Genomic DNA, 23,244 nt, shown 5'->3' with positions numbered 1-23,244 from the left:
GGTAGTCCCGGTTGCCGGTAGCTGTTGGTTTTATTGTCAAAAAATATTTTCGCTCCTTACTATGAACACTAATTTTAAAATCCGTACCGCAAGGTTTTTTGGAACGTTGCTGCTTGGCGTCGCCTCGCTTGGTTTTGTTAATGACAGTACTTATGAAAGTGAGATCAAAGAATGGCACAAGCAACGGGTTGAATCCCTGAAGACCGAAAATGGCTGGCTAAACCTGGCTGGTTTGTTCTGGCTGGAAGAGGGCAGAAATTCTTTCGGCGCTGACGGCAAAAACAAAATAGTATTTCCATCGGATAGAAGTCCTGCGAATTTGGGAACCTTTATTGTGGAAAACGGACAGATCACCCTGGAAGCAAAACCGGAAGCTGAAATCTACAATAATGACCAGCTGATTACCAAGCTGACCATTTTTCCCAATGAGAAGCCGGTCGTTTTAAAACATAAATCGTTAAGATGGTTTATCATCAAACGCGGAGATAAATTTGCCGTACGTTTAAAGGATCTTGAAAGTCCTTATCTGAAAGAATTTAAGGGGATTGATACCTATCCCGTTTCTGAGGACTGGAAGGTGAAGGCCAAGTTTGAACCGACAGAAGGAAGGAAAATTCCAATCACTGACATCACGGGCAGACTGGACCATCAGGATTCACCCGGCGTTTTGGTTTTCAACATCAAAGGGAAAGAGTACCGTCTGGATGCGCTTAAATCCGGCGAAGGTTTTTTTATTCTTTTCGGAGATAATACCAACAAAAAAGAAACCTATGGCTCAGGCCGTTTCCTGTATACAAAAAAGCTCGACGCGGACGGTTACACCGATCTGGATTTCAATAGAGCGATCAACCCGCCCTGCGCTTTTACACCTTACGCCACTTGCCCGCTTCCTCCAAAACAAAACGTGCTGGCTCTGGCAGTCACGGCCGGAGAGAAGAATTATGGACATCATTAATTTCAGCGGTCGGCTGTCGGAAATCGGCAGCCGGCTTTTTTTTGCGGTAATCGATCTTGCGGGAAAGTATTTCGCGACTGGAACATGTTTTTTTGCCATACTGACGATTGACCGCTGATCGCCGAAGTGGAGGATACTTGGAGCTAATTTCGAAAAAACACGTTTGGGGTGGATCGTTGTTTTTTTGCTAATTCTGACGATTGACCGCTGACCGCCGAAGTAAAAAATATTTCCCTACATCCCGGATATTCTCTCAATGTAGTAGTCATGTGCAGGTGATAAATTAGATTTCAAGGGAATTTTGTTAGAAATTTGGCGTGTACCGGCAATTGACAAATCCGGTTGTTTAAATTTCTAAACCAACCCTTATCAAATGACTTCATTGTTTCAAAGATCAAAAATCAAAAAGGCAGCATTTTCTCTTTTGGCGAGTGTCGCTCTTGGCTCATCGCTTGTTTCCTGCGCCGGTAAAGAGAAAGAAAAATCAGAGGTGACTGAGACCAAGCCGGTGATTATCGGTTATGTTGGCGGTTTTCACGGTCTGGTTAATACCGACGAAATTGCTGCCAATAAGCTTACCCACATCAACTACGCTTTTGTAAATGTGCAGGACGGAAAAGCTTTTCTTACCAATGAAAAAACGGATTCGACAAATTTCAGGAAACTGAACCTGCTTAAAAAGATTAACCCAGATCTTAAAATTCTGATTTCGATTGGCGGATGGGCGTGGAGCGAAAATTTTTCTGACGCCGTCCTGACCGACAGTTCCCGGGTTAAATTTGCGAAGAGCTCGGTTGATATCATCAGAAAATACAAACTGGATGGTGTGGATATCGACTGGGAATATCCTGCAATGCCGGGTGAGGAAGGCAATGTTTACCGTCCCGAGGATAAAGAAAACTTCACACTGATGTTTGAGGCGATCAGAAAAGAACTGGATATTCTTGAAAAAGAAGATGGCCAGAAAAAACTCCTGACAACAGCGGTTGCAGGTTGGGAAGAATTTATTCCGCATTCTGAAATGGGCAAGGCTCAGCAATACCTCGACTTTGTGAACCTGATGACCTACGATCTTTTCTCGGGTGACACCACTGTGCACCATGCCGGACTTTATGCAACCGATAAGTTCAAAACCAGAAAATCGGCTGACAATGGGGTGAAAGCTTATCTGGGCGCTGGTGTTCCGGCAAGTAAGATTGTGCTTGGCATTCCGTTTTATGGCCGCTCGTTTACTTTGGGTAAAGATTCTAAAACCATTCTGGGGGAGGTGTCCGTAGCCAAAGCGTATATCGATGGTTATGGCTATATCAAGGATAGTCTGGTAAACAAGCAAGGTTACAAGGAATACCGCGACGAAGCAGCCAAAGCACCTTATCTGTATAATGAAAAGACGAAAGTTTTTATCGGTTATGATGACGAGAAATCGGTGAACGAAAAGTGTAAATATGTGCTGGCTAATAAACTGGCGGGTGTGATGTTCTGGGAATACAATTCGGATCCGAAAGGATATTTGCTGGATGAAATTAATAAATCGCTGAAATAAGTTAACCGGACTTTTTCATGAAAGTATTAGTGAAAACCGCGGCTTTTACGGTTGTCGTCGCATTGACTATCCTTTTAAATCAGGCGGCTTTCGCGCAGACAAAACCAGCTTTTAAGGTCATTGCCATCGCTGAAAACGGAGGGCATCATATCCAGTATTCAAAAGCTGCGAGGGTATGGCTTGATAAGCTGGCGGCAGAAAACAATTTTGCCATTGATTACATTGAAAACACTGACAAAATCAATGACGCATTTTTAAGCCAGTACCAGCTTTTCATTCAGCTTGACTTTCCGCCGTATGCCTGGACACCGACAGCGGGCGCAGCCTTTGAAAAGTACATTAAGGAGGGAAAAGGTGGCTGGATCGGTTTTCACCACGCAACTTTACTGGGAGAATTCGACGGTTATCCCCTGTGGAACTGGTTTTCGGAGTTTATGGGCGGCATCAGATATAAAAACTACATCCCGACTTTTGCATCCGGAAAGGTGACCGTGGAGGATAAAATACACCCGGTTATGAAAGGTGTTCCAGCCGCTTTTACCATCAAAACCGAAGAGTGGTATATCTATGATAAAAACCCGCGGCCCAATGTAAAAGTGATTGCCAGCGTGGACGAATCCACCTATCAGCCTGACTCTAAAATAAAGATGGGCGATCATCCGGTAATTTGGTCAAACCCGAAGGTTGCTGCCAAAAACGTCTATATTTTTATGGGACATTCTCCGGATCTTTTTGAAAACGAAGCGTACAAGACGGTTTTCAAAAACGCTATTTTCTGGGCTGCGAAAAAGTAGACTGCCCCGGTTTTCAATACATCACCCTTCTTGCAATTCGTTTTTGTTTGATAAAACGCTTGGGAAGGGTGATTATTAACTTCGTTAATTGACCTCCTGGCCTCAGAAGGGTCTCAAATAGTCTACTACGGAATCAGGAAATACTAGGCTTAGAAATGAAGCCCTACATAAATAATACAGGATTTTGCCTATTTTTTGCTTTAAGTGAATCCATTACAGTTCTATACTTGTTTTGTTTTCTTAGAATATTCCAGACGACATCCCGAAATTCGACCACTTCCATTTCTTCCTTATTTGGGAATAAACCTTCGCTTTCATAGTCCTTGTTAACATTGATAGTAACGATAAGCTTATTCTGGCGATAAATTCTGATTACGTCGTCAAAATTTGGACTAGTAAAATTTCTTCCCATAATATTAATCCATTCTGTATTTTCATAAATCGGGTTATTGTAAATTTTATTTTTGTAAAAGAAGGCTGCAATTGTCTCTTTTTCCATTTGACTTAAAGACATCGTATCCTTATAAAAGACGTCCGCCGTGTGGCGGGCCTTTAAGCTGTCACTGCGTAAATTATATTCAGCATTTAGATAGAGCTCCCCAAAGACTAAATTGAAATCATCCGCAATAAAGTCGCTATAAGTTTTATTATTTGGGTCACTACGACAAGAATAAATAAAAATACTAGACAGAATGAAAAATATCATTTTAGCCATGTTGGTATGAGTTTTGAAAAGTTACGCCATGGACAAGCCTTAAGGATAAGGTATCAATCCCCCTGCTTTAAAGAGATTAAGACGGCTATTATTCACCTGGGATGAAAATCCATATGCTTTAGAATATGCCGAACTATAGGTGGAAGTTGCCCTTTCACTCCAAAGGTTTGATAGACCTTATTTGCACTCGTGTCCCAGAGCTAAGCGTGTAGAAAGATAAGAGTTGCATCATAAAGTCCGGGCCGTCCTGAATATCAAATTGAGTTAATGGAGCAAAAGATTTTTTTCTTTCTTTCGTAGGGAATACCATTTAATTTCATAATTACATCTTCCAAATTGGGACAGATCAAACACGTAATGATAATTACTTCATTATGTTTGGTTAGGATCTTGGCATAAAAGTAGCTTTCCAGTGGTAAAATTTGAATTCCTCCGTTATCCAAGCTAGCTGACTTATAAACCAATATCCTAGACAGATTATCAAGTGGATAAGTTTTCTGCTTTCCATTTTTTGTGATTTTGATTGAATCATCATTTATATCTACGAGCAAATTCCAGTTCCATAGGTAGTATTCCAAATGCAGATACAAAACAGGCAAAGTGTATATTATCCAAATAATTTCAAAAACAAAAATCATCTCCTTTTGAAAATGTAAACATGCAAGACAAAGTACCATTATTGTAGTCCCGACGAGATGAAAAATCAATGGCTTGAAATGATTACTAAATTTTTGGCTAAGTTTCATATTTATCTTATTGGCCATCCATTTTTTATTGCACTTGTATACAATCCTAATCCCTTACTGATCTGTTGTAACTCGTGGCCCAGTGCCAAGCGCGCATAAATTCAGCTATATGTAACTTTGATAAACATACAACATTTATAAAGCTTGCAGAATGAATTAAAAATTTATTTTTGATCAAAAGAGCTGGGCGATTTTCAATAAATTTCCTAGGGAAGCTCTGGACATAATTATGACCTTAGGTTTTCCTTGTCATATCTATTGTCATAAAAATTGATACGATTAAAAAATTGTAACATAAGATTTACATCTACAACCAAAACGGAAAACAAATTGGAGAAATTGAAGTTACGGAACGGCCGTCAACCATTACTTTTGGAGGCAGAGACCATAAGATGCTATTCATAACCGGAAGGTCGGCCTTGTATAGTGTCAGCATTAAATGACGGGTTGCGCTAACTAGTTTCGTTTAAAAAATTTATTGAAAATGACTGTTGACCCGACAGTCATTTTTTTGTGCCCGATTCGTGAGTTTGGGTAACGGTATGGTTTTTGTTTTAGTAGTCGTCAGGTTTCATAATTCATTTGAGCGAAAGAGTTTTAATAAGCCAGCTGAAATATGAGCTGAATCAATTTTCACTTTCAATAATGTCGACAGCATGTAAAAATAAATCAAACAGTTAGAAATTTACTCACCGCTACTTATGGAAAAAACTCAACGATGTGATGATGCATGCGGTCTTACGCCCATGGTCATATTCTTAAAAAAGGTATTGCCGGTCCTTTGTTTTCTGGTTTTCAGTACACAATATCTGGCGGCCCAGGCAATACCGGCCAAGCCTGATTCTTTACCTGCCCCCAAACAGGATTCGACAAAGACTCTCCCTCCTAAAAGTGATTCAATCCCTAAAAAATCTGTTCAGGACACGCTCTCCAAACCTGTTCAGAAAACCGACTCGGTATCATCTTCAAGACAAAATTTCGACCCGTTGGTTAAGCCTGCTGCTAAAATAGACACCGCGGGCAAATCAGGGGCTGGGGCGGATAGTCTGCCAAGGTCTGTCGGTAAAGCAGATACCCTGAAAAATCCGGTAAAGCAGTCTGACAGCCTTTCTATTCCGGGAGAAATCAAGGATCCTGGTTTTGAAAGAGCCGGTGTCAATACGGCTTCCGACTCATTGGCAGGGCCGGGTGCTCGTCCGGTCAAAGGACGTGTGACGGATGAAGCAGGAGAGGGCCTGCCCGGCGTGAGTGTGTTGGTGAAGAATACCAAAATACAGGCTGTCACGAGCCCGGATGGCCTTTTTGATATCAAAGTCCCCGGTGAAAAATCAATTCTTGTGTTTAGTTATGTGGGTTTTACAACGCAGGAGCGCCTTGTAAAAAGACAGACAAGTTTTAATATTTCCCTTAATCCAGAGGCCAAAGCGCTGAAAGAAGTTGTCGTGGTGGGCTACGGTACACAAAGTAAACGTGATCTTGCCAGCTCAACCTCCCGTGTTGCGGCGCAGGAGATCAAAAGTGCTGTGGTCAATACGCTGGATCAGGCCTTACAGGGCCGTGCAACCGGTGTGCAGGTCACGCAATCCTCCGGCGAGCCCGGAGCTTCGACGGTCGTGCGTATCCGGGGGAATAATTCGCTAAGCGGAAATAATGAGCCTTTGTACGTCATTGACGGCTTTCCGATGCCACCTTACCGGGAGGCGAGTGCAAATTTTACAGGTGCTTATGCACAAAACGGGTTGTACGGGATTAATCCCAACGATATCGAAAGTATGGAGGTGTTGAAGGATGCATCTGCGACGGCCATCTATGGATCAAGAGGTGCAAATGGTGTGGTTTTGATCACAACAAAGGCAGGAAAACGAGGTGCCGGAAGGGTGGAGCTGGTCAATAAAACATCCTTTGGTTCGATCTCTAAACCGATTAAAATGATGAACGGGCGCCAGTACGCGGAAGTGATCAATGAATCCTATCGGATTACCGATCGCCCGGAGCCATTTAAAAACCTGGACAGCTCCTTTACCAATACCAACTGGATTGATGCGATCACCCAGCCAAGTTTCCGGCAGGATGTGACTTTGAGCGTATCGGGAGGCAGTCCCAAATCTTCCTATTATGTTTCGGGAAATTATTTAACTGAAAAAGGAACGATTATCAACTCGGATAACAACAGGGCGAGTTTGCGTGTTAACCTCAACAATGAAGTTACCAACTGGTATACGCTGAAGGGACAGCTTTCGCTGGTGCGCCAGAAATCAAACCGGGCGATCACAACCGGCCACGCCTGGCCAAATTCGGGCGGTTTGATGGATGGATTACGTGCCTCACCTTTGCTGGATCTGAATTATCTGGGCAATAACGCATTGGGGGTTCCGGGTTTTGTCGGGACGTATTTTGCCAATCCATATAATGAGTTAAAGTCCAAAACGGATATTTCCAAGAACGATTACATCATCGCCAATGTCGAAAACTGGTTTGAAATCGTCAACGGGCTGCAACTGGTAGTCAGTCTGGGGACCAATCAGAATCTCACGCGTCGGAATGTTTTCATGCCGCCAACCACGGCCGAAGGCAGGGTGGTGAATGGAAGCGGGAGTAATTCGCTTTCCAATACGTACAGCTATAACGTAAACGCCTACTTCCTTTACGAGCAAACACTTAACAAAGACCATTATCTGAACACCACACTGGGTGTAGAATATAACGACCAAACTGTTGAGTTTTTGAACACTGTTTCTTCGGGGTATGATGTCCCGTTTTTTGGTATCGATAACATCGGAAGCGCCCATAATCAGAGCATCAGTTCCTACAAAGAAGGACGCAGGTTGCAGTCCGGATTCTTCCGGGCCAACTACTCTTTCAAAGGAAGATATGTTTTGAATACCTCGCTCCGGCTGGACGGTGCGTCGCCTTTTGCAGCAAACAAAAAATATGGATTATTCCCAGCTGTGGCCCTTGCCTGGAATCTGGATCAGGAGCCTTTCATGAAAAATGTGAAGGCGATATCCAATACCAAGTTAAGGGCTTCTTTTGGTGAAACGGGAAGTCAGGCGATCGGGCCTTATTCTTCACTTGCCCAGTTTTGGCCAGGCTTTTATGAAATGGGCAATGAAGGAACCATTGCCACCAGTCTTTATCCGACAAGTATTGGTAACCCGAACCTTTCCTGGGAGCGAACAAGACAGTTTAACGCCGGTTTTGATTTTAATACGGCAAACGACCGGCTTGTCGTCAGCTTTGATTATTACAACAAAACCACCATGGATCTGCTTCAATACCGTGTGGTGCCATCGCAGTCGGGTGTAACGAGCATTATTGACAACTACGGGACAATGCGAAATAGGGGTGTAGAGCTCACATTGCAAGCCAATCTGATCAAAAAGAAAAATATATCGTTTTCGACACGTTTTAATATTTCCAGAAACATCAATACCCTGGTTGATTTAGGAGATAAGAAAACACCTGACTATGTTCAGATCAACGGGAACTTGCTTGGCGGTGTTTCCGGAATCCTTACGCCGGGAGAGGAAGTCGGTCGGTTCTTTGGTTATAAAGTGGTTGGTCTGGCACAAAAATCTGATTTTGATGCCGAAGGAGTCCCGCAATATCCGATTTCAAGTTTGTCGACGGAAATTCCCGGAACCTGGAAATATGACGATAAAAACGGGAATGGCTGGATTGATGCCGAAGACCGTCAGGTACTGGGGAAATCTTCACCTGATTTTACTTTTGGCTGGACGAACGATTTTACCTGGAAAGGGTTTGCCCTGAACGCATTTTTTACGGGTTCAGTTGGCAACGATGTGTTGAATCTTACCCGGTTTTACCTAAACAACGGGATTGTCAATTATTCGGGCATCGCTTTCAATCAATCAGAAGACTGGTATAAAAAACGCTGGACAGAATCCAATCAGCACAATGATCCGCTGTATCCGAGCACGCAGCGTGGACTCAGCTCGCCTGATATCAATTCCACGATGATCGAAGATGGCAGTTTTATCCGTCTGAAAACGCTGACGCTTTCGTACACATTTCCCAAACTCGGGGTAATCCAAAATCCACGTTTGTTTGTGACGGGAACCAACATCGCCACTTTTACCAAATACAAGGGCTTTGATCCCGAAGTGAGCTCGTTTAATCAGTCGCTTCTTCAGCAGGGTATTGATTATGGTGCATATCCGGCGCAACGATCTTACACGATTGGATTCTCGTGCAACTTTTAGTACGGGTAATTAAACGAACATTCAAGATATCTCAGTCTCCATTTTTTTGATCGAAAACATGAAACTTAAAATATATTTTGCAGCCTTGCTATTGACGGCGATCGGTATGCAGTCGTGTGAGGATAACCTCGATGAAGTCCCGTATTCATCTCTTAACAAAGACCAGGTTTTTGCCGATGAAGATGGCTTGAAAAAAGCAACACTCGGTGTTTATCAGAGTTACACTGCGCCCGATTACAGCGATGTGGTCAACCGGTTTGTGCTGAGCGAGTCGGGGCACCGGTATGCAACAGCGGGTATTTTTGGCCCGGGATCTGACCCTTATTACCGGTTTGGACATTTACCCAAAGACGGCGCTTTCAACTCGGTTTGGGGCAGGTTTTATAAAACTATCTTCCGTGCCAATTCTGTTATCGGCAATGCCAATAAGGCGGTGCAGGATACCAAGATTGCTAACGTCTACATTGCCGAAGCCAGGTTTTTGAGAGCTTATGCCTATTTTAATCTGGTCCGGTATTTCGGCGGGGTTCCGCTGATCAAACAGGAAATCAATTCTCTGGAACAATCCGATCTGATTTACGCACCGGCTTCAAGCATTGATGAAACGTATGCTTTTATCGTCGAAGATATCCTTTTTGCAGAGGCAAATCTGCCCGAAAATTACGAGGGCGCGGATATCGGCAGGGTTTCTGCCGGCACAGCCAAGGCGATGCTGGGAAAAGTGTATCTGCATATGGCCGGAAAGCCATTGGGTAAAACGGAATATTTTCAAAAAGCGGCTGATAAATTAAAGGAGGTCGTCGGAGCCAATGAATCAAAATACAACTTTGAGCTTTTGGAAAACTTTGCGGATGTATTTTCGGCAACCAATGAGCGTAACCGGGAGGTCGTTTTGTCCTTTGGTTATTATGCCAATGAGTCGAATCCGCAGGGTAATTTCTTCCCCTTTTTTATGTTTCCTCAGGGGTTTCAAAATGGGGATGAGCAGACCACTTATGGGCTGACTTATGACTTTTACAAACTTTTTGGCAAAGGCGATACAAGAAGAGACTTCACTCTGATTGACAGATACCGCTACAAAGGCAACCCGAATTTTGCCGCAGAAGCCGGGGATAGTATTGTTTATGACCCCAAAGTCAGGGTTTATGTCAATAAAAAAACAGGCGTTTTTATGGGGGATACCACGACTGGTTATGGCATAGCTTATGGCAAAATTGCCAGGGTGCCGCGTATTCCAGGTTCGCCGGCGCAGGGATATAACGCGGATTTGATCGAGTTACGATTTTCGGATGTAATCCTGTGTCTGGCCGAAGCGCTGACTGAGTCCGGGAAATCTGCTGAGGCATTGCCTTTACTCAACCGCGTGCGAACAAGAGCCAAAGCCACATTATCCAAAGCCAGCACGGTCGCGGAGCTACGCGCGGCCATCCGTATGGAACGCCGGCTGGAACTTTCAGGCGAGTTTACGACCGTTTTTGATATTCGCCGCTGGGGAACATTAAAGGAAGAAATAGCCGCGATCACGCCCGACCAGATTGTTGGGGCGAAGCTTACCCCTTATGATCCCAAATTTGAGATTTATCCCATTCCGCAGGCGCAGCTGGATGTTAATGCCAACCTAAAGCAGAATACTGGGTGGTAAAACGGCAAATTGACTAAGGAAAAACCGAGCAAATTAGCTGGCTTAAATCCTAAAAATGAGGCATGGTTATTTTAAGAATGCGGTAGAGATTATCGCATTCTTATTTTTTTAATAGATAGATCATGAAAAAGATAATTAGCCCGGGAGACGCGTCAGAAGAATCGGTGGTAAGCCAGGGGCATCAGTATCCCGACCCGTTAGGCCCACCCGAAACACCACCGCTTGAGCCGCGACCTGAATATCCAAACCCGGAGGTTCCGCAGGAGAACCCGCCATGGGAAAAAGAACCTGAAACGCCACCACTGGTCCCTGAGCCCGAACTGCCGCCTGCACGGCCTGATGAGCCGGAAATAAGCCCGGAGCCACTGCCAGGAAAAGAACCCGATGAACCGCTCTTGCAAGGTTTATCTTAAATCAATAGCAGCCAGAAAGTCAATCGATACGCGGTTGACTTTTTTTGTGAAAATAAAATTTTTTCTATCATTAATGTGTTAACATGTAAACACTTATGAGCTTCGTTTATTCCTGCATTTTATAAAGGATTTAGGAAATTTCTTAGTTGGCCAAATTAGGTGTTATTGATTTGCGATATCAGGTTTCAGAATCAGCGCTTCGTTCTTATTACAGTTTAAAAGTCTCAGCGTTTACATATTCGTTTTCTTTTGGCCGTTTTTTAATAGGTGAATAGCCGGTAAATAAGGTTTCATTGTATTAATATTGGTGACAAAGAAGGAATCAGGTTTTAAGAAAACGTATGACGGAGTCAAATACTTACCCACTTGTTTTTACTTTTCTTAACGACGAGATTCGAACAGATAGCAGTGTCGGTACAGTTTGTAGAGATAATTTGGAAATAAAAATATTTAATCGTTTTTGGAATATTTTGATATAGGCAGGATTACTTTTTTACTCTTTTTACGTACTATAAATGAATTAATTAAGTTACACGATTTGAGGATGTATAGAATAAAGTTTGTAAAATTGTAGAATAAATTTTGTGGCTTATTTGACATGACACGCTATGGACAAGAACCAAAAAAAAATTAAATACCAGGAACTGTTTCTGTCTGAGCTCAGAAATAGCTATTTTGGTGAAAAAAAAATCGAGGAAGCATTACGAGAGATGGAAACCAGATCGAATATGGAAAAATTAACAAAGGCTCTGAAAAGCATTTGGAAGCAAACAGACGAGAATGTTAAAAATCTGGAATCAGTTTTTCCGAAAGTTGAAATAAAAGAAGCTCAGCCGGAAAGTCAGCCCACGGCGGAAATCAAGATAAAAGTGAATACCGAGTCTCAATCAATTAAAACTGATGCTACGAAGATGGAAAAGCGGCGAATCGATATCAGTGATTTGAAAAATCTGGAAGTTGTTTCCTACGACCATCTGGTAGAGCTGGTTGACGATCTGAACATTGAAGAAGTGACAGAGATTCTAACGTCAGTAGCAGGAGAAGAAAAAAACAATCACCAGTATCTGACAAAGCTGGCTGAAAGGCTTCTGAAAAACAGGGATTCTAAAAAGGTGCCTGACTCAAAACCCTGAGCTGGGGCTGCGAATCAGGCAAGTACTCCACAATAAATCAATACCCATACCAGTCGCTCCACCAATTTTGAAGCTTTCTGCGTATTTCCTCTTCACGTGCGTTATTTCCGGGCTCAAATAATTTTGTTCCTTTCAATTCGTCAGGTAAGAAATTCTGTTTTGCGAAATTTCCTTCGTAATCGTGGGAATATTTATACTCTTTTCCGTATCCAATCTGCTTCATCAGTTTGGTAGGCGCATTGCGTAGATGGAGTGGAACGGGTAAATGCGCCGTATTTTTTGCTGCCTCGATCGCATCACCTATGGCCAGGTAACTTGCATTACTTTTGGGTGAGGTAGCGAGGTAAATGGCGACCTGGGATAAGATGATTCTGCACTCGGGATACCCGATCACGTTGACGGCCTGCATGCAGGCATTGGCCATGATCATCGCCGTCGGATTGGCGTTTCCAATATCTTCGGATGCCATAATAAGCATTCTGCGGGCGATAAAAGATGGATCTTCGCCTGCCACGATCATACGGGCCATCCAGTAAACGGCTCCGTTGGGATCGCTTCCGCGCAGTGATTTAATGAAAGCTGAAATAATATCGTAATGCTGCTCGCCCGATTTGTCATAACGGGCAATGTTTTGCTGCGCTACTTCGGTCACCCATTCATCGGTGATCTCGATTTCTTCCACATCACCTTTTCCAAGTACAACCAGTTCGAGCAGGTTAAGCAGTTTTCTGCCATCGCCGCCCGAAAGCCGAAGCAAGGCATCGTAGGACGTGAATGTGATCTTTTTCTGTTTGAGCCATTCGTCTTTTTCCAGCGCCCGGTTGATGATTGCCTTTAATTCGTCTTCGCCAAAAGCTTCCAGAATGTAGACCTGACACCGCGATAAAAGAGCGGAATTTATTTCAAAAGACGGATTTTCGGTGGTTGCGCCGATAAGCGTGACCTGGCCTTTTTCCACCGCGCCCAGCAAAGCATCCTGCTGGTTTTTGTTGTAACGATGGATCTCATCAATAAACAGAATCGGCGGAAACAGGCCCGACGGACGAGCCAGTACTTCACGTAATTCTTTTACACCTGAGCTTATCGCACTCAGGTTATAAAATTGTCTTTTCGTAGCGTTGGATAGTAAAAGAGCCAGTGTGGTTTTACCAACACCGGGAGGTCCCCAGAAAATCATGGAAGGGATGGTGTTTTGTAAAATAGCTCTTCTTAGAGGTCCGTTTTTACCAAGTAATTTTTCCTGTCCAATGTAGTCGTCCAGCACATGCGGGCGTAATCTTTCGGCAAGAGGTGTGGCAATCGGGGATATCATAATTAAGAAATGTGGTTTTGTTTGTTGTATTTAAATAACAACAGTTCTTACGGATGCATTCAATCTCTTTAAAAAAGAGGTCTTAGGCGTTAACTGACCGTGTTTTCGATCAAACGGAAATAAAAAAAGCGTAACAGGATTGCTACGCTTTCTCTCAAATGTAAAAATATTTTCAGATCAGAATGTAAGTCGGTCTAAGGTCATTTGTTTTTTTAGATTTCCCAATGCACCAAATACAAGGTTATAAACCGATTGTATATTGATTTTCATCAGGTCGGCAATTTCATGGTTGTTGAGGTTCATATAGAATTTCAGGAAAATTGCCTCACGCTGGCGACGCGGCAGGCCGTTGATCGCAACGTTTAAGTGTTGATTTGTCGAGTCAAATTCTTCCTCGGAAATCATATGGTTTTCATGAGATGGCGTGTGAATGTGCCAGTATTCCACCGGAATATCCTCATTGCTTGTATGCTTTTGCTGAGCGTTCAAATGACGAACTAATTTCCTCTTAATCGAGGCCATAAGATAAAACCGAACAGATGTGGTGTCACCCAGCGTTGTTCGGTTTCTCCAGAGTTCCACAAATAAATCGTGAATACAATCCTTAATAAGCGGCTTATCAATCGTAAACTGTGAGCAGTATTGATAAAGGATGTGAACGTATGAGCGGTAAAGGCATGCATAAGCGTTTTCGTCTCCTTTTCTGAACTGATCCCAAAAACAAAGTTCTTCTTCTTGTTTGTAGCGTAAGTGAGCCATTGTAAGGTTAGGAATTAACTAAGGTTAGGAATGATAATTATTAAGGGTCATTTTTACACTTGTAAATATATTTATAAAAAAACGTATTAAAAAAATATTTTCAAGAAAAAATTACATCCAATAGATTAATCATGCAATTATAGTCAATTAAGTAACTCATTGTATCACCAAAGGTACAAATTCGAACTTGTCACCGTCAAAAAGGCCTTTGTTACTTAGTTTAATAGAAGGAATTACCAATAAAGCCATAAAAGATAAAGTCATGTATGGCGACTTTAATGTGGACTTTAGCTGCGTTTTTACAAACTGGTCAATTTTTGTGTACGATTCTGCGGCTGTATATCCGTCAACATCGGTCATGAGCCCGGCAATGGGCAGTGCCAGCATATGTTTTTCACCGACTCCCACAGCCGATACGCCACCTTTAGCTTCAATCAATAAATTGACAGCCTCACAAATACTGTTGTCGTCACAGCCAACGACGATAATGTTATGAGAGTCATGAGCGACTGTCGAGGCGATGGCGCCCTGCTTTAAACCAAAATTTTTGATGAAAGCAATGGCAGGCGCTGCGTTTTGATAACGATTGACAACGGCTATCTTTAAAATATCCTGATCCGTATCAGAGACGATTAAGTCGCCTTCGGTTTTATAATTTTCAACCAGTGCATTGGTAATGAGCTGACCTTCCAGGGCTTCAATCACACGGAGCTTTCCGCTGGTTTGTGTCGAAACCGGGCAGGCGAAGTCTTCCGGCGTTTTCGGGTTGCAATTAAACTGATTGATATGTTTGCTGCGGAGATCAGGCAAAAGTGAAACTCCGTTTTCGGCTACCAGCACGCCGTCCAGATAGGTTTGGAGGATGTTAAAGTCGGTGATGTTATCGATAACGACGAAATCAGCCGGCTCCTTTTCGCGCAAAAGCCCTACCGGAAGGTTATAATGCACAACCGGGTTGACGCATGCAGCCTGTAAAATATGCCAGATGTTATGACCAAGGGCAATCGCTCTTTTGATGAGTACGTTGATATGCCCTTCCACCAGATTGTCGGGGTGCTTGTCGTCCGAGCAGAACATGATATGGTCCGGGAATTCGGCCAGCAGCGGAATTAAAGCATCGAAGTTTCTGGCTGCACTTCCCTCACGAATCAGGATTTTTACGCCGTAACCGATCTTTTCCCTGGCCTCTTCATACGTGAAACATTCGTGATCCGTTGAGATCCCATTGGATGCATATTGTCGGGCAGCCTCGCCGCGAAGCCCAGGTGCGTGGCCGTCGATGGGCTTGTTAAAATGTTTTGCCCAGTTGATTTTGGCGACCATATCAGGATCACCATTTAAAACGCCCGGAAAATTCATAACCTCGGCAAGATAACCAATATCATCACTTGCCAGCATTTTTTTTACATCTTCCGGATCAACAACGGCGCCTGCCGTTTCAAAAACGGTCGCAGGAACACAGGAGGGCGCGCCAAAACAGAATTTAAACGGGACACGTTTTCCGTCTTCGATCATGTATTCCACGCCCGCCACGCCCACGACATTGGCAATTTCATGCGGGTCAGAAACAGTAGCCACCGATCCATGCACGACGGCCAGCCGGGCGAACTGTGCGGGTGTGAGCATGGAACTTTCTATATGCACATGCGCATCCACGAAGCCTGGTAAAATATAAGGCAGGTCGACGTTTTCTTGTCCTATTATATATATGTTTTCAATGATCGAGTCTTTAACAATGATTTCAGCTTCCTGAATGGTTTTATCAAAGATGTTAATAAGGTTGGCTTTCATTTGAAGATTTGATTTTGGCAAATGCCTGTTGTATTGGACCCGCAAGGTCTGGTATAATCTATTTTAATGCAACCGGAAAGGAAATCTTTATTGTCTGAGGGCATTTTTTAACCTTACTGGCTGTGTTTTTTACCCGTCGGATGGCGGAAAAAGCCATCCGACGGGCTCGCCCGGTCCGACGGCGAAAAAGCCGTCGGACCGGTAATGAATACAGAAAGAAATAGCCTGAAAGTTAAAAGATATGGGAACTGAAAAATGATCAGGAAATCACAGAACTCGCGCGATATCCTTTTTGGTATTGCAGCGGACTCTTTCCGGTATGCAGTTTGAAATACCTGTTGAAATTGGCAAAATTATTAAAGCCGCTTTCGTAACAGATTTGCGCCACGCTCAGTTTGCCGTCGATTAGCAGTTTACAGGCATGACCAATCCGAAGTTCAAGCAAAAACTGTGAATAGGTTTTCCGACTGCGGCTTTTAAAATAACGACAGAACGAGTTGGGGCTGATGTTGGCAATTTCTGCAATTTCTTCAATCGTGATTTTTTGCTGAAAATTGCTGAGTGAATATTTATAAATCTGGTTGATACGGTCTTCGTCGTGCTGATCGTACTCTTCCTGATAATGGCTATTGGAAAGCAGCTTGATATCCTTACTATGCGCGAGTGTTTCCAGAATTTGCAGTAATGAAATGACAGGATTGCCGTCGGTCTGGTCCAGCAGGTTTTGCAGCAAAATCTTGATTTGCTGATTTTCTTTTCCCAGTAACTTCATGCCCCACTTGGCTTTGTCGAGCAGTTCGTTGATCGCTTTGTTTTCCGGGAGGTTCCGGAACGTGTCGCCAAAGATGTCAGCCGAAAAGTGCAGCACCGTCGCCTGGGCATAGAGCTTAGAATCTCCCTTGAAATATTTTTCGTCACAGCGCCAGTAGTGTGGCAAATTTGGTCCGATTAAAAGCAGATCGCCGCTTTGAAAGTTCTGGATATTATCGCCGACAAACTGCGTTCCGGAGCCCTGTTCGATGTGCACCAGTTCAATTTCGGGGTGATAATGCCAGCGGTTGTAGAAATACAAAACTACATCCCTTCTGATGCTAAACGATTGCTGTAATCCCTTAGGAACCTTGAGTAATTGCGGTTTCACAGTTAAAATGACAATATTTTATCAGTTAGGTTAATATTTATGCCAAAATTATTGAAAAATTTGCTATAATTATGAAACAACGCCTCTTTATATTTCTATTCATTTGTGTTAAAATTCAATAAGAAATATTGGTATTTTTATTTTGGATAACAACATGTACTATTTCGGCATATTTGCAGTATATAATTAAGATGTATGCTTTAGCTATGCCGGGTAAAAGCTGAATAACTCGTCTCTGTTAAACAGGGAAGTGTGTTCCTTTTGCGTGAAGTTATTTCAGATTCACATCATGAACATTTATTAATACTTATTTCTATTGAGACTATGGCGTCCAATCTTTTAAAAATTCATCCTGCTGATAATGTTATCGTTGCATTAAGGGATATCCCGACAGGTGCCGAGGCAGAGTGGGATGGTGTGCGTTATCTTTTGCCTTATGGCGTTTCTTCCAAGCATAAGTTTGTAACGGAAGATATAGAAACGGGCGGTGCGATCATTATGTACGGTGTTTTGGTGGGAAGAGCAAAACAGCCGATCAAACGCGGTGAGCCGATTACGACTTTCAATTTAAAACACGATTCGCAGGATTACAGCACGGCGAACCGTAAACCATATTTATATACCCAACCCGATGTAAGCCGCTGGCAGGGCCGGACTTTTAACGGATATCACCGTGCCGACGGACGTGTGGGGACTTACAACTACTGGCTGGTTCTTCCTTTGGTATTTTGTGAAAACCGCAATGTGCTGATCATGAAAGACGCTTTTGAGCGTGAGCTTGGTTATGCACAAACGGATATGTACCGCGGCCAGGTAGCCGAATTTTTGAAAGCTTATCAGTCAGGTGATATGTCACGCATGCAAAATCTGGGTGGTTTTACAGAGCCAACCCGAGAGCAGCAGACAAAAAATCGTCCGTTCCCCAATGTTGACGGAATTAAATTCCTGACACATGAAGGCGGCTGCGGCGGTACACGTACAGATGCGAACACGTTATGTGCGCTTTTTGCCGCCTATGCCGTGCATCCTAACGTTGCGGGGATTACAGTTTTGAGCCTGGGTTGTCAGAATTCGGAGCTTCAAACTTTGGAGGACGAAATCAAAAAGCGTGATCCGAATTTTAACAAGCCATTTTATGCTTTTGAGCATCAGAAAGGAACTGAATATTCACTGGTTTCCGGTGCGATCAAGTCAACTTTCCTTGGTTTGACGGAAATGAACAAGCAGGAACGCGAGCCAGCTCCGTTGTCAAAACTTTCGGTTGGATTGAAGTGCGGAGGTTCTGATGGTTTTTCAGGAATTTCAGCGAATCCGGTTCTTGGACATTTGTCTGATATCGTGGTAGGGCTGGGTGGACAAACGCTTTTGGCGGAGTTTCCAGAACTTAACGGTGTGGAACAGGAATTGCTTAACCGCTGTGTTACCGAAGAAAAGGCTGCCAAGTTTGAGAAACTTATGCGTGACTATGCAGGGAAAGCAGAAGCCGTGGGTTCAGCATTTGCCTTCAACCCATCGCCGGGTAATATCAAAGACGGTCTGATCACCGACGCGATTAAATCGGCCGGAGCTGCTAAAAAAGGTGGTAACGCTTATATTTCCGACGTTTTAAATTATACAGAAAGAGCAACAGAGCCGGGTTTGGCGTTGGTTTGCACGCCAGGCAATGACGTGGAAGCAACAACAGGACAAACAGCAGCTGGTGCCAATATCATTCTTTTCACAACCGGGTTGGGCACTCCGACCGGGAACCCGATTTGTCCGGTCGCAAAAGTGGCCACCAATACTATTCTGGCAAATCGTATGCCGGATGTGATCGATTTTGACTGCGGTCCGGTAGTGGATGGTTCTCAGTCTTTGGAGCAAAATGCCGACCATTTATTGGAATATGTAATCCGGGTTGCCAGTGGTGAACTGACAAAAGCACAGCAGCTTGGCCAGGATGACTTTATTCCATGGAAAAGAGGTGTTTCGCTTTAATCGGTTATAGCGCATTTTGTAGCCCCGGGATTTATCCCGGGGAGTAAAGTTTTTAATCATCGGTCTTTTTATTCAGACTCTTGATCTTATTATTTAATTGTAAAATACATGTTTGATTTAACCGGCAAAGTGGCTTTGGTAACGGGAGGTGCAAGCGGAATTGGCCTGGCCATTTCGCAGACTTTCGCGAAACAAGGAGCGCATGTTCATATTCTGGAACTTAATATTGATCTTGCCAATCAGGTTGCAGAAGATATAAAAAAACAGGGTGGAAGCGCTGAGGCACACGCCATTGATATTTCAAAGCAAGCTGATGTTGTTAATGTTATTGATGGAATTGCTGCACAGCAAACGATTAATATTCTTGTCAACAATGCCGGAATCGCGCATGTTGGCCGGGCTGACAATACAGCTGAAACGGATTTTGACAGAGTGATCAACGTTAATGTCAAAGGCGTGTATAACTGCTTGTTTGCAACGATCCCGCATTTGAAAAAAGCGGGCGGTGGCGTGATCCTGAATATGGCATCCATTGCGGCGACAGTCGGTATACCAGATCGTTTTGCCTATTCGACGGCCAAGGGGGCGGTTTATTCCATGACTTTGTCTGTTGCCAAAGATTATCTGGCCGACGGAATCCGCTGCAACAGCGTTTCTCCGGCGCGTGTGCATACACCTTTTGTGGACGGGTTTATTTCAAAAAATTACCCGGGACAGGAAGCTGAGATGTTTGAAAAACTCTCGAAAACGCAACCAATCGGCCGAATGGCCAAACCCGACGAAATCGGTGCATTGGCATTATACCTATGCTCAGACGAAGCATCGTTCATCACAGGTTGTGATTATTTGATTGACGGGGGATTTGAGAAATTGAATAATTAGCTTTTAGCGATTGGTGTTTAGCTATTAGATGCCAGTTGACACCCAATAGATAATGAAATCAGGTCATTCTCGAAAGTTATAATAAAATTATTTTAATACCCATAAAACGGCTACTTGCCAGAAGCTAACAGCCAAAACCTAGAACCTATGAAACTTTTCCGCTTTGGAGCTTACGAACAAGAAAAACCTGGTGTAGTATTATCATCTGGCGAGTTGCTGGATGTGTCTGCTTTTGGTGAAGATTATAACGAGAAATTTTTTGCGACCGACGGATTAAACCGTCTGGCTGACTGGCTGACTTCAAATTCGGCATCAGCACCGCGCATTGAACCGGGATTCCGTTTCGGTTCCTGTATTGCCCGTCCATCTAAAATCGTGTGTATCGGAATGAATTATGCGAAACACGCTTATGAATCCGGTGCAACAGAATTGCCAAAAGAGCCAATCGTATTTTTTAAATCGACTTCGGCGTTGGTAGGACCTAATGACCAAGTTGTTATTCCACGTGGTTCTGAAAAGACAGACTGGGAAGTTGAGCTGGCGGTTGTGATCGGCAAAAAAGCAAGTTATGTAGAACAAGCTGATGCTTTGAGTTATGTGGCTGGTTATGCGGTTCATAACGATTATTCAGAACGCGCTTATCAGCTGGAGCGTGGTGGCCAATGGGTAAAAGGAAAAAGTAATGACACTTTCGCGCCTATCGGGCCGTATTTGGTTACTACTTCTGATATTCCAAATGCCAATAACCTTGATCTGTGGTTGTCGCTGAACGGCAACAAAATTCAGGATAGCAACACTTCTGATATGATCTTCCAGGTTGGTTTTCTGGTAAGTTATCTAAGCCAGTTTATGACGCTGCTGCCGGGTGATGTGATTTCGACAGGAACGCCAGCCGGAGTTGGATTGGGCATGAAACCACAGCTTTATCTGAAACCAGGCGATATCGTTGAGCTTGGCATCGAAGGATTGGGTGAGCAGAAGCAGGAGGCAGTTCCTTACAAAGCAGTTTAAACAGATATTTTTCGCTATGGGCATTTATTGTCCATAGCGGAGCAACATAAAATGTAAAAAATGGTAATTGATTCCCATCAGCATTTCTGGATTTATGATCCGGTAAGAGATTCCTGGATTTCGCCGGAGATGCAAAAAATCCGCCAGAATTTCCTGCCGGCTGATTTGAAACCTGTTTTGGAGCAAAATGGCGTAGATGGGTGCGTGGCGGTTCAGGCCGATCAGTCCAATACGGAAACGGAGTTTTTGTTACAGCTCGCCGAGGCGGATGATTTCATCAAGGGGGTAGTGGGCTGGATAGATCTTCGTGCAGAGAATTTGTATGAGCGCCTGGAGGTTTGTTCGCAGTTTGAGAAGCTGAAAGGTTTCAGGCATATTGTACAGGGCGAGCCAGACGACTTTTTGCTTCAATCCGATTTTGTAAAAGGGGTAGGGCAGTTGGTTGCATTTGACTTTACCTATGATATCCTTGTTTATCCGACGCAGCTTGAAGCCAGTTACACTTTTGCAAAACAGCTTCCCAATGTACGTTTTGTGCTCGATCATATTGCCAAACCCTATATTAAAAAGGGCGAAATTGAACCTTGGGCTAAGGACATCAAAAAATTGGCCGAACTTCCGAATGTAAGTTGCAAAATTTCCGGGATGGTTACGGAGGCAGACTGGTATTCGTGGCAGAACGCTGATTTTGTGCCTTATCTGGATGTTGTTTTTGAAGCCTTTGGAGTAAATCGGCTCATGTTTGGTTCGGACTGGCCCGTGTGTCTGGTCGCGGCTGAATATGGCGCCATGAAAGATGTTCTGGTTAACTATGTGTCAAAGCTTTCAAAAAACGAACAGAATAAGATCTGGGGAGAAAATGCTGCTAAGTTTTATTCGCTCGATTAAAGAAATATAAAGATGAAAAGATATTGCCTTGCTCTGGATTTGGTCGACGACGCGAAAATGATTGCTGAGTATGAAGAGCATCACCGCGTGCCACGTCCGGAGATCAAGAAAAGTATTCTGGATGCGGGAATTACGCAGATGGAGCTTTACCGGATTGAAAACCGGCTGTTTATGATCATGGAGACAGTCGATGATTTTAGTTTTGAAACAAAAAGCGCAATGGATGCGGCCAATCCGGATGTTCAGGTTTGGGAGCAGCTTATGTGGAAATACCAGCAAGCCCTGCCATCTGCCAAAGAAGGTGAGAAATGGGTTTTAATGGACAAGATTTTTGCTTTGGTTTAGCAAAAAATGAGCGTAATAATTTTAGCCGCAATTGAAAAATAGCTTTTAAAACTAGCAAAGACCAGCGTTACTCAACAAAAGTTAGGTAGAAACTTCTTAGGAATTAACCCAATACAGATTGTAGTTTTTAATCCAATGGTTTTAAATTACGGTTTGACAGGAGGCGTTTTACTTAGCTATTTGATAGATTGAAAAAGTTAGTACTGATTATCAGCTTAATATGTTTAACCATCACCTTGTTTTCCTCACAGCCTCGTCGGCCGGTTGAGATCAAGGTAATGAGTTTCAATGTCCGTCATGGCCTGGATTTGAACGACGAGTCGAATCTGATGGGGATTTTGAAAATAATAAAAGAAAACTCACCTCAGCTGATTGCCTTGCAGGCAGTAGATAGTTTAAAAAATAACGGGAAAGTACAGTTTCAGATGAGGCAGCTTGCTATTCAGACGGGCATGTATTATGCCTATGGTGTAGCAGACAGCACGGAGCATGGGTCGCAAGGGGTGGGTCTATTGTCGAAATGGCCTTTTGAAAAAACGCAAAAGTTCAATTTGCCGATGACAAAGGGATCTGATGCCCGGGTTTTGCAATGCGGACTGATCCGCGTGGCAAAGAACCTGACCTTTCGTTTTTGTAATGCACGTCTGGAATATGCGTCGGTGGTCGACAGGGCCTTGCAGGCTGCTTTTGTAAACCGCTTACTGGAATCGAGTATTCAGCCGGTGGTTTTAGGGATGGATATGGGAGCGCGCCCCAACGAACAACCCTATTTTTCATTCCGGAAGAAGTGGCAGGACGCTGCCCGCGGCTCTCAGATGGAAACCTGGAGTGAAGGCCTGCCCGGCGACAGGCTCGATTATATTTTTGTATTGATGAACAACAAGGTGAGAGTGAAGAGATATAAGGTTATTAAAAATCACCCGGAAGTTTCTGATCATTATCCCATTATGGCAACGATTGAATTTTGGTAAAAT

The 23,244-nt window shown here is 43.5% G+C and carries 19 protein-coding genes; 13 read left to right on the top strand and 6 right to left on the bottom strand.

From position 1 onward, the window contains the following. Positions 1–61 precede the first annotated feature (61 nt). The 3 genes from M1L62_RS00920 (at position 62) to M1L62_RS00910 (ending at position 3,292) form a co-directional block, all read left to right on the top strand. The gene (locus tag M1L62_RS00920) at positions 62–955 is read left to right on the top strand and encodes a DUF1684 domain-containing protein (RefSeq protein ID WP_254411120.1); all 894 of its coding nucleotides are present in this window, start codon (positions 62–64) and stop codon (positions 953–955) included. Between the two features lie 373 nt (positions 956–1,328). Beyond that, a complete protein-coding gene (locus tag M1L62_RS00915) occupies positions 1,329–2,498 on the top strand; it encodes a glycoside hydrolase family 18 protein (RefSeq protein WP_254411119.1) in 1,170 nt (389 codons plus the stop codon). 17 nt (positions 2,499–2,515) lie between these two features. Further along, complete coding sequence (locus M1L62_RS00910) at positions 2,516–3,292, top strand: ThuA domain-containing protein (RefSeq protein ID WP_254411118.1); 777 nt, start codon at positions 2,516–2,518, stop codon at positions 3,290–3,292. 163 nt (positions 3,293–3,455) lie between these two features. Here M1L62_RS00910 and M1L62_RS00905 read toward each other — a convergent pair whose 3' ends face one another. Both M1L62_RS00905 and M1L62_RS29830 read right to left on the bottom strand, forming a co-directional pair. After that, a complete protein-coding gene (locus tag M1L62_RS00905) occupies positions 3,456–4,007 on the bottom strand; it encodes a hypothetical protein (protein WP_254411117.1) in 552 nt (183 codons plus the stop codon). 254 nt (positions 4,008–4,261) lie between these two features. Next, positions 4,262–4,753 (bottom strand): PH domain-containing protein, encoded by a 492-nt coding sequence (locus tag M1L62_RS29830; RefSeq protein ID WP_510185839.1) that lies wholly within the window; start codon positions 4,751–4,753, stop codon positions 4,262–4,264. 701 nt (positions 4,754–5,454) lie between these two features. Between M1L62_RS29830 and M1L62_RS00900 the strand changes: the two genes are divergently transcribed. The 4 genes from M1L62_RS00900 to M1L62_RS00885 all read left to right on the top strand — a co-directional run bounded on the left by M1L62_RS00900 (position 5,455) and on the right by M1L62_RS00885 (position 12,164). Beyond that, complete coding sequence (locus tag M1L62_RS00900) at positions 5,455–8,976, top strand: SusC/RagA family TonB-linked outer membrane protein (RefSeq protein WP_254411116.1); 3,522 nt, start codon at positions 5,455–5,457, stop codon at positions 8,974–8,976. A gap of 58 nt (positions 8,977–9,034) precedes the next feature. Continuing rightward, positions 9,035–10,618 carry a RagB/SusD family nutrient uptake outer membrane protein gene (locus tag M1L62_RS00895; protein ID WP_254411115.1) on the top strand — a complete coding sequence of 528 codons (1,584 nt, stop codon included), beginning with the start codon at positions 9,035–9,037 and terminating at the stop codon, positions 10,616–10,618. A 122-nt stretch (positions 10,619–10,740) separates the two neighbouring features. Continuing rightward, positions 10,741–11,031 carry a hypothetical protein gene (locus M1L62_RS00890; RefSeq protein ID WP_254411114.1) on the top strand — a complete coding sequence of 97 codons (291 nt, stop codon included), beginning with the start codon at positions 10,741–10,743 and terminating at the stop codon, positions 11,029–11,031. A 608-nt stretch (positions 11,032–11,639) separates the two neighbouring features. Continuing rightward, positions 11,640–12,164: a DUF892 family protein gene (locus M1L62_RS00885; protein ID WP_254411113.1), complete on the top strand. Its 525-nt coding sequence runs from the start codon at positions 11,640–11,642 to the stop codon at positions 12,162–12,164. 37 nt (positions 12,165–12,201) lie between these two features. On the opposite strand, the gene M1L62_RS00880 is transcribed toward M1L62_RS00885, so the two are convergent. From M1L62_RS00880 to M1L62_RS00865, 4 genes are all read right to left on the bottom strand, one after another. Next, positions 12,202–13,476 carry a replication-associated recombination protein A gene (locus M1L62_RS00880; protein ID WP_256527617.1) on the bottom strand — a complete coding sequence of 425 codons (1,275 nt, stop codon included), beginning with the start codon at positions 13,474–13,476 and terminating at the stop codon, positions 12,202–12,204. Positions 13,477–13,653: 177 nt separating this feature from the next. Further along, entirely contained in the window at positions 13,654–14,235 is a 582-nt protein-coding gene (locus tag M1L62_RS00875; RefSeq protein WP_090341629.1) for an RNA polymerase sigma factor, read from the bottom strand. A 156-nt stretch (positions 14,236–14,391) separates the two neighbouring features. Further along, positions 14,392–16,026 (bottom strand): adenine deaminase, encoded by a 1,635-nt coding sequence (ade, locus tag M1L62_RS00870; protein WP_254411112.1) that lies wholly within the window; start codon positions 16,024–16,026, stop codon positions 14,392–14,394. Between the two features lie 259 nt (positions 16,027–16,285). Further along, complete coding sequence (locus M1L62_RS00865; RefSeq protein ID WP_254411111.1) at positions 16,286–17,167, bottom strand: AraC family transcriptional regulator; 882 nt, start codon at positions 17,165–17,167, stop codon at positions 16,286–16,288. 324 nt (positions 17,168–17,491) lie between these two features. Between M1L62_RS00865 and M1L62_RS00860 the strand changes: the two genes are divergently transcribed. The 6 genes from M1L62_RS00860 (at position 17,492) to M1L62_RS00835 (ending at position 23,241) form a co-directional block, all read left to right on the top strand. Continuing rightward, the gene (locus M1L62_RS00860; protein ID WP_254411110.1) at positions 17,492–19,144 is read left to right on the top strand and encodes a UxaA family hydrolase; all 1,653 of its coding nucleotides are present in this window, start codon (positions 17,492–17,494) and stop codon (positions 19,142–19,144) included. Between the two features lie 108 nt (positions 19,145–19,252). Continuing rightward, positions 19,253–20,026, top strand: a complete 774-nt coding sequence (locus M1L62_RS00855) for an SDR family NAD(P)-dependent oxidoreductase (RefSeq protein ID WP_254411109.1) — start codon at positions 19,253–19,255, stop codon at positions 20,024–20,026. 147 nt (positions 20,027–20,173) lie between these two features. Then, on the top strand, positions 20,174–21,037 hold the full coding sequence (locus tag M1L62_RS00850) for a fumarylacetoacetate hydrolase family protein (RefSeq protein ID WP_254411108.1): 864 nt from the start codon (positions 20,174–20,176) through the stop codon (positions 21,035–21,037). Between the two features lie 60 nt (positions 21,038–21,097). Continuing rightward, positions 21,098–21,925, top strand: a complete 828-nt coding sequence (locus M1L62_RS00845) for an amidohydrolase family protein (protein ID WP_254411107.1) — start codon at positions 21,098–21,100, stop codon at positions 21,923–21,925. Between the two features lie 12 nt (positions 21,926–21,937). Next, positions 21,938–22,270: an L-rhamnose mutarotase gene (locus M1L62_RS00840; RefSeq protein WP_254411106.1), complete on the top strand. Its 333-nt coding sequence runs from the start codon at positions 21,938–21,940 to the stop codon at positions 22,268–22,270. A gap of 188 nt (positions 22,271–22,458) precedes the next feature. Continuing rightward, positions 22,459–23,241, top strand: coding sequence for an endonuclease/exonuclease/phosphatase family protein (locus M1L62_RS00835; RefSeq protein WP_254411105.1), 783 nt, complete (start codon positions 22,459–22,461; stop codon positions 23,239–23,241). Positions 23,242–23,244 lie beyond the last annotated feature (3 nt).

This window comes from Dyadobacter diqingensis (assembly GCF_024220585.1).
Classification (GTDB): Bacteria; Bacteroidota; Bacteroidia; order Cytophagales; family Spirosomataceae; genus Dyadobacter; species Dyadobacter diqingensis.
Note: the sequence above shows the minus strand (reverse complement) of the source record. Positions and strands in the feature narration are given on the sequence as shown.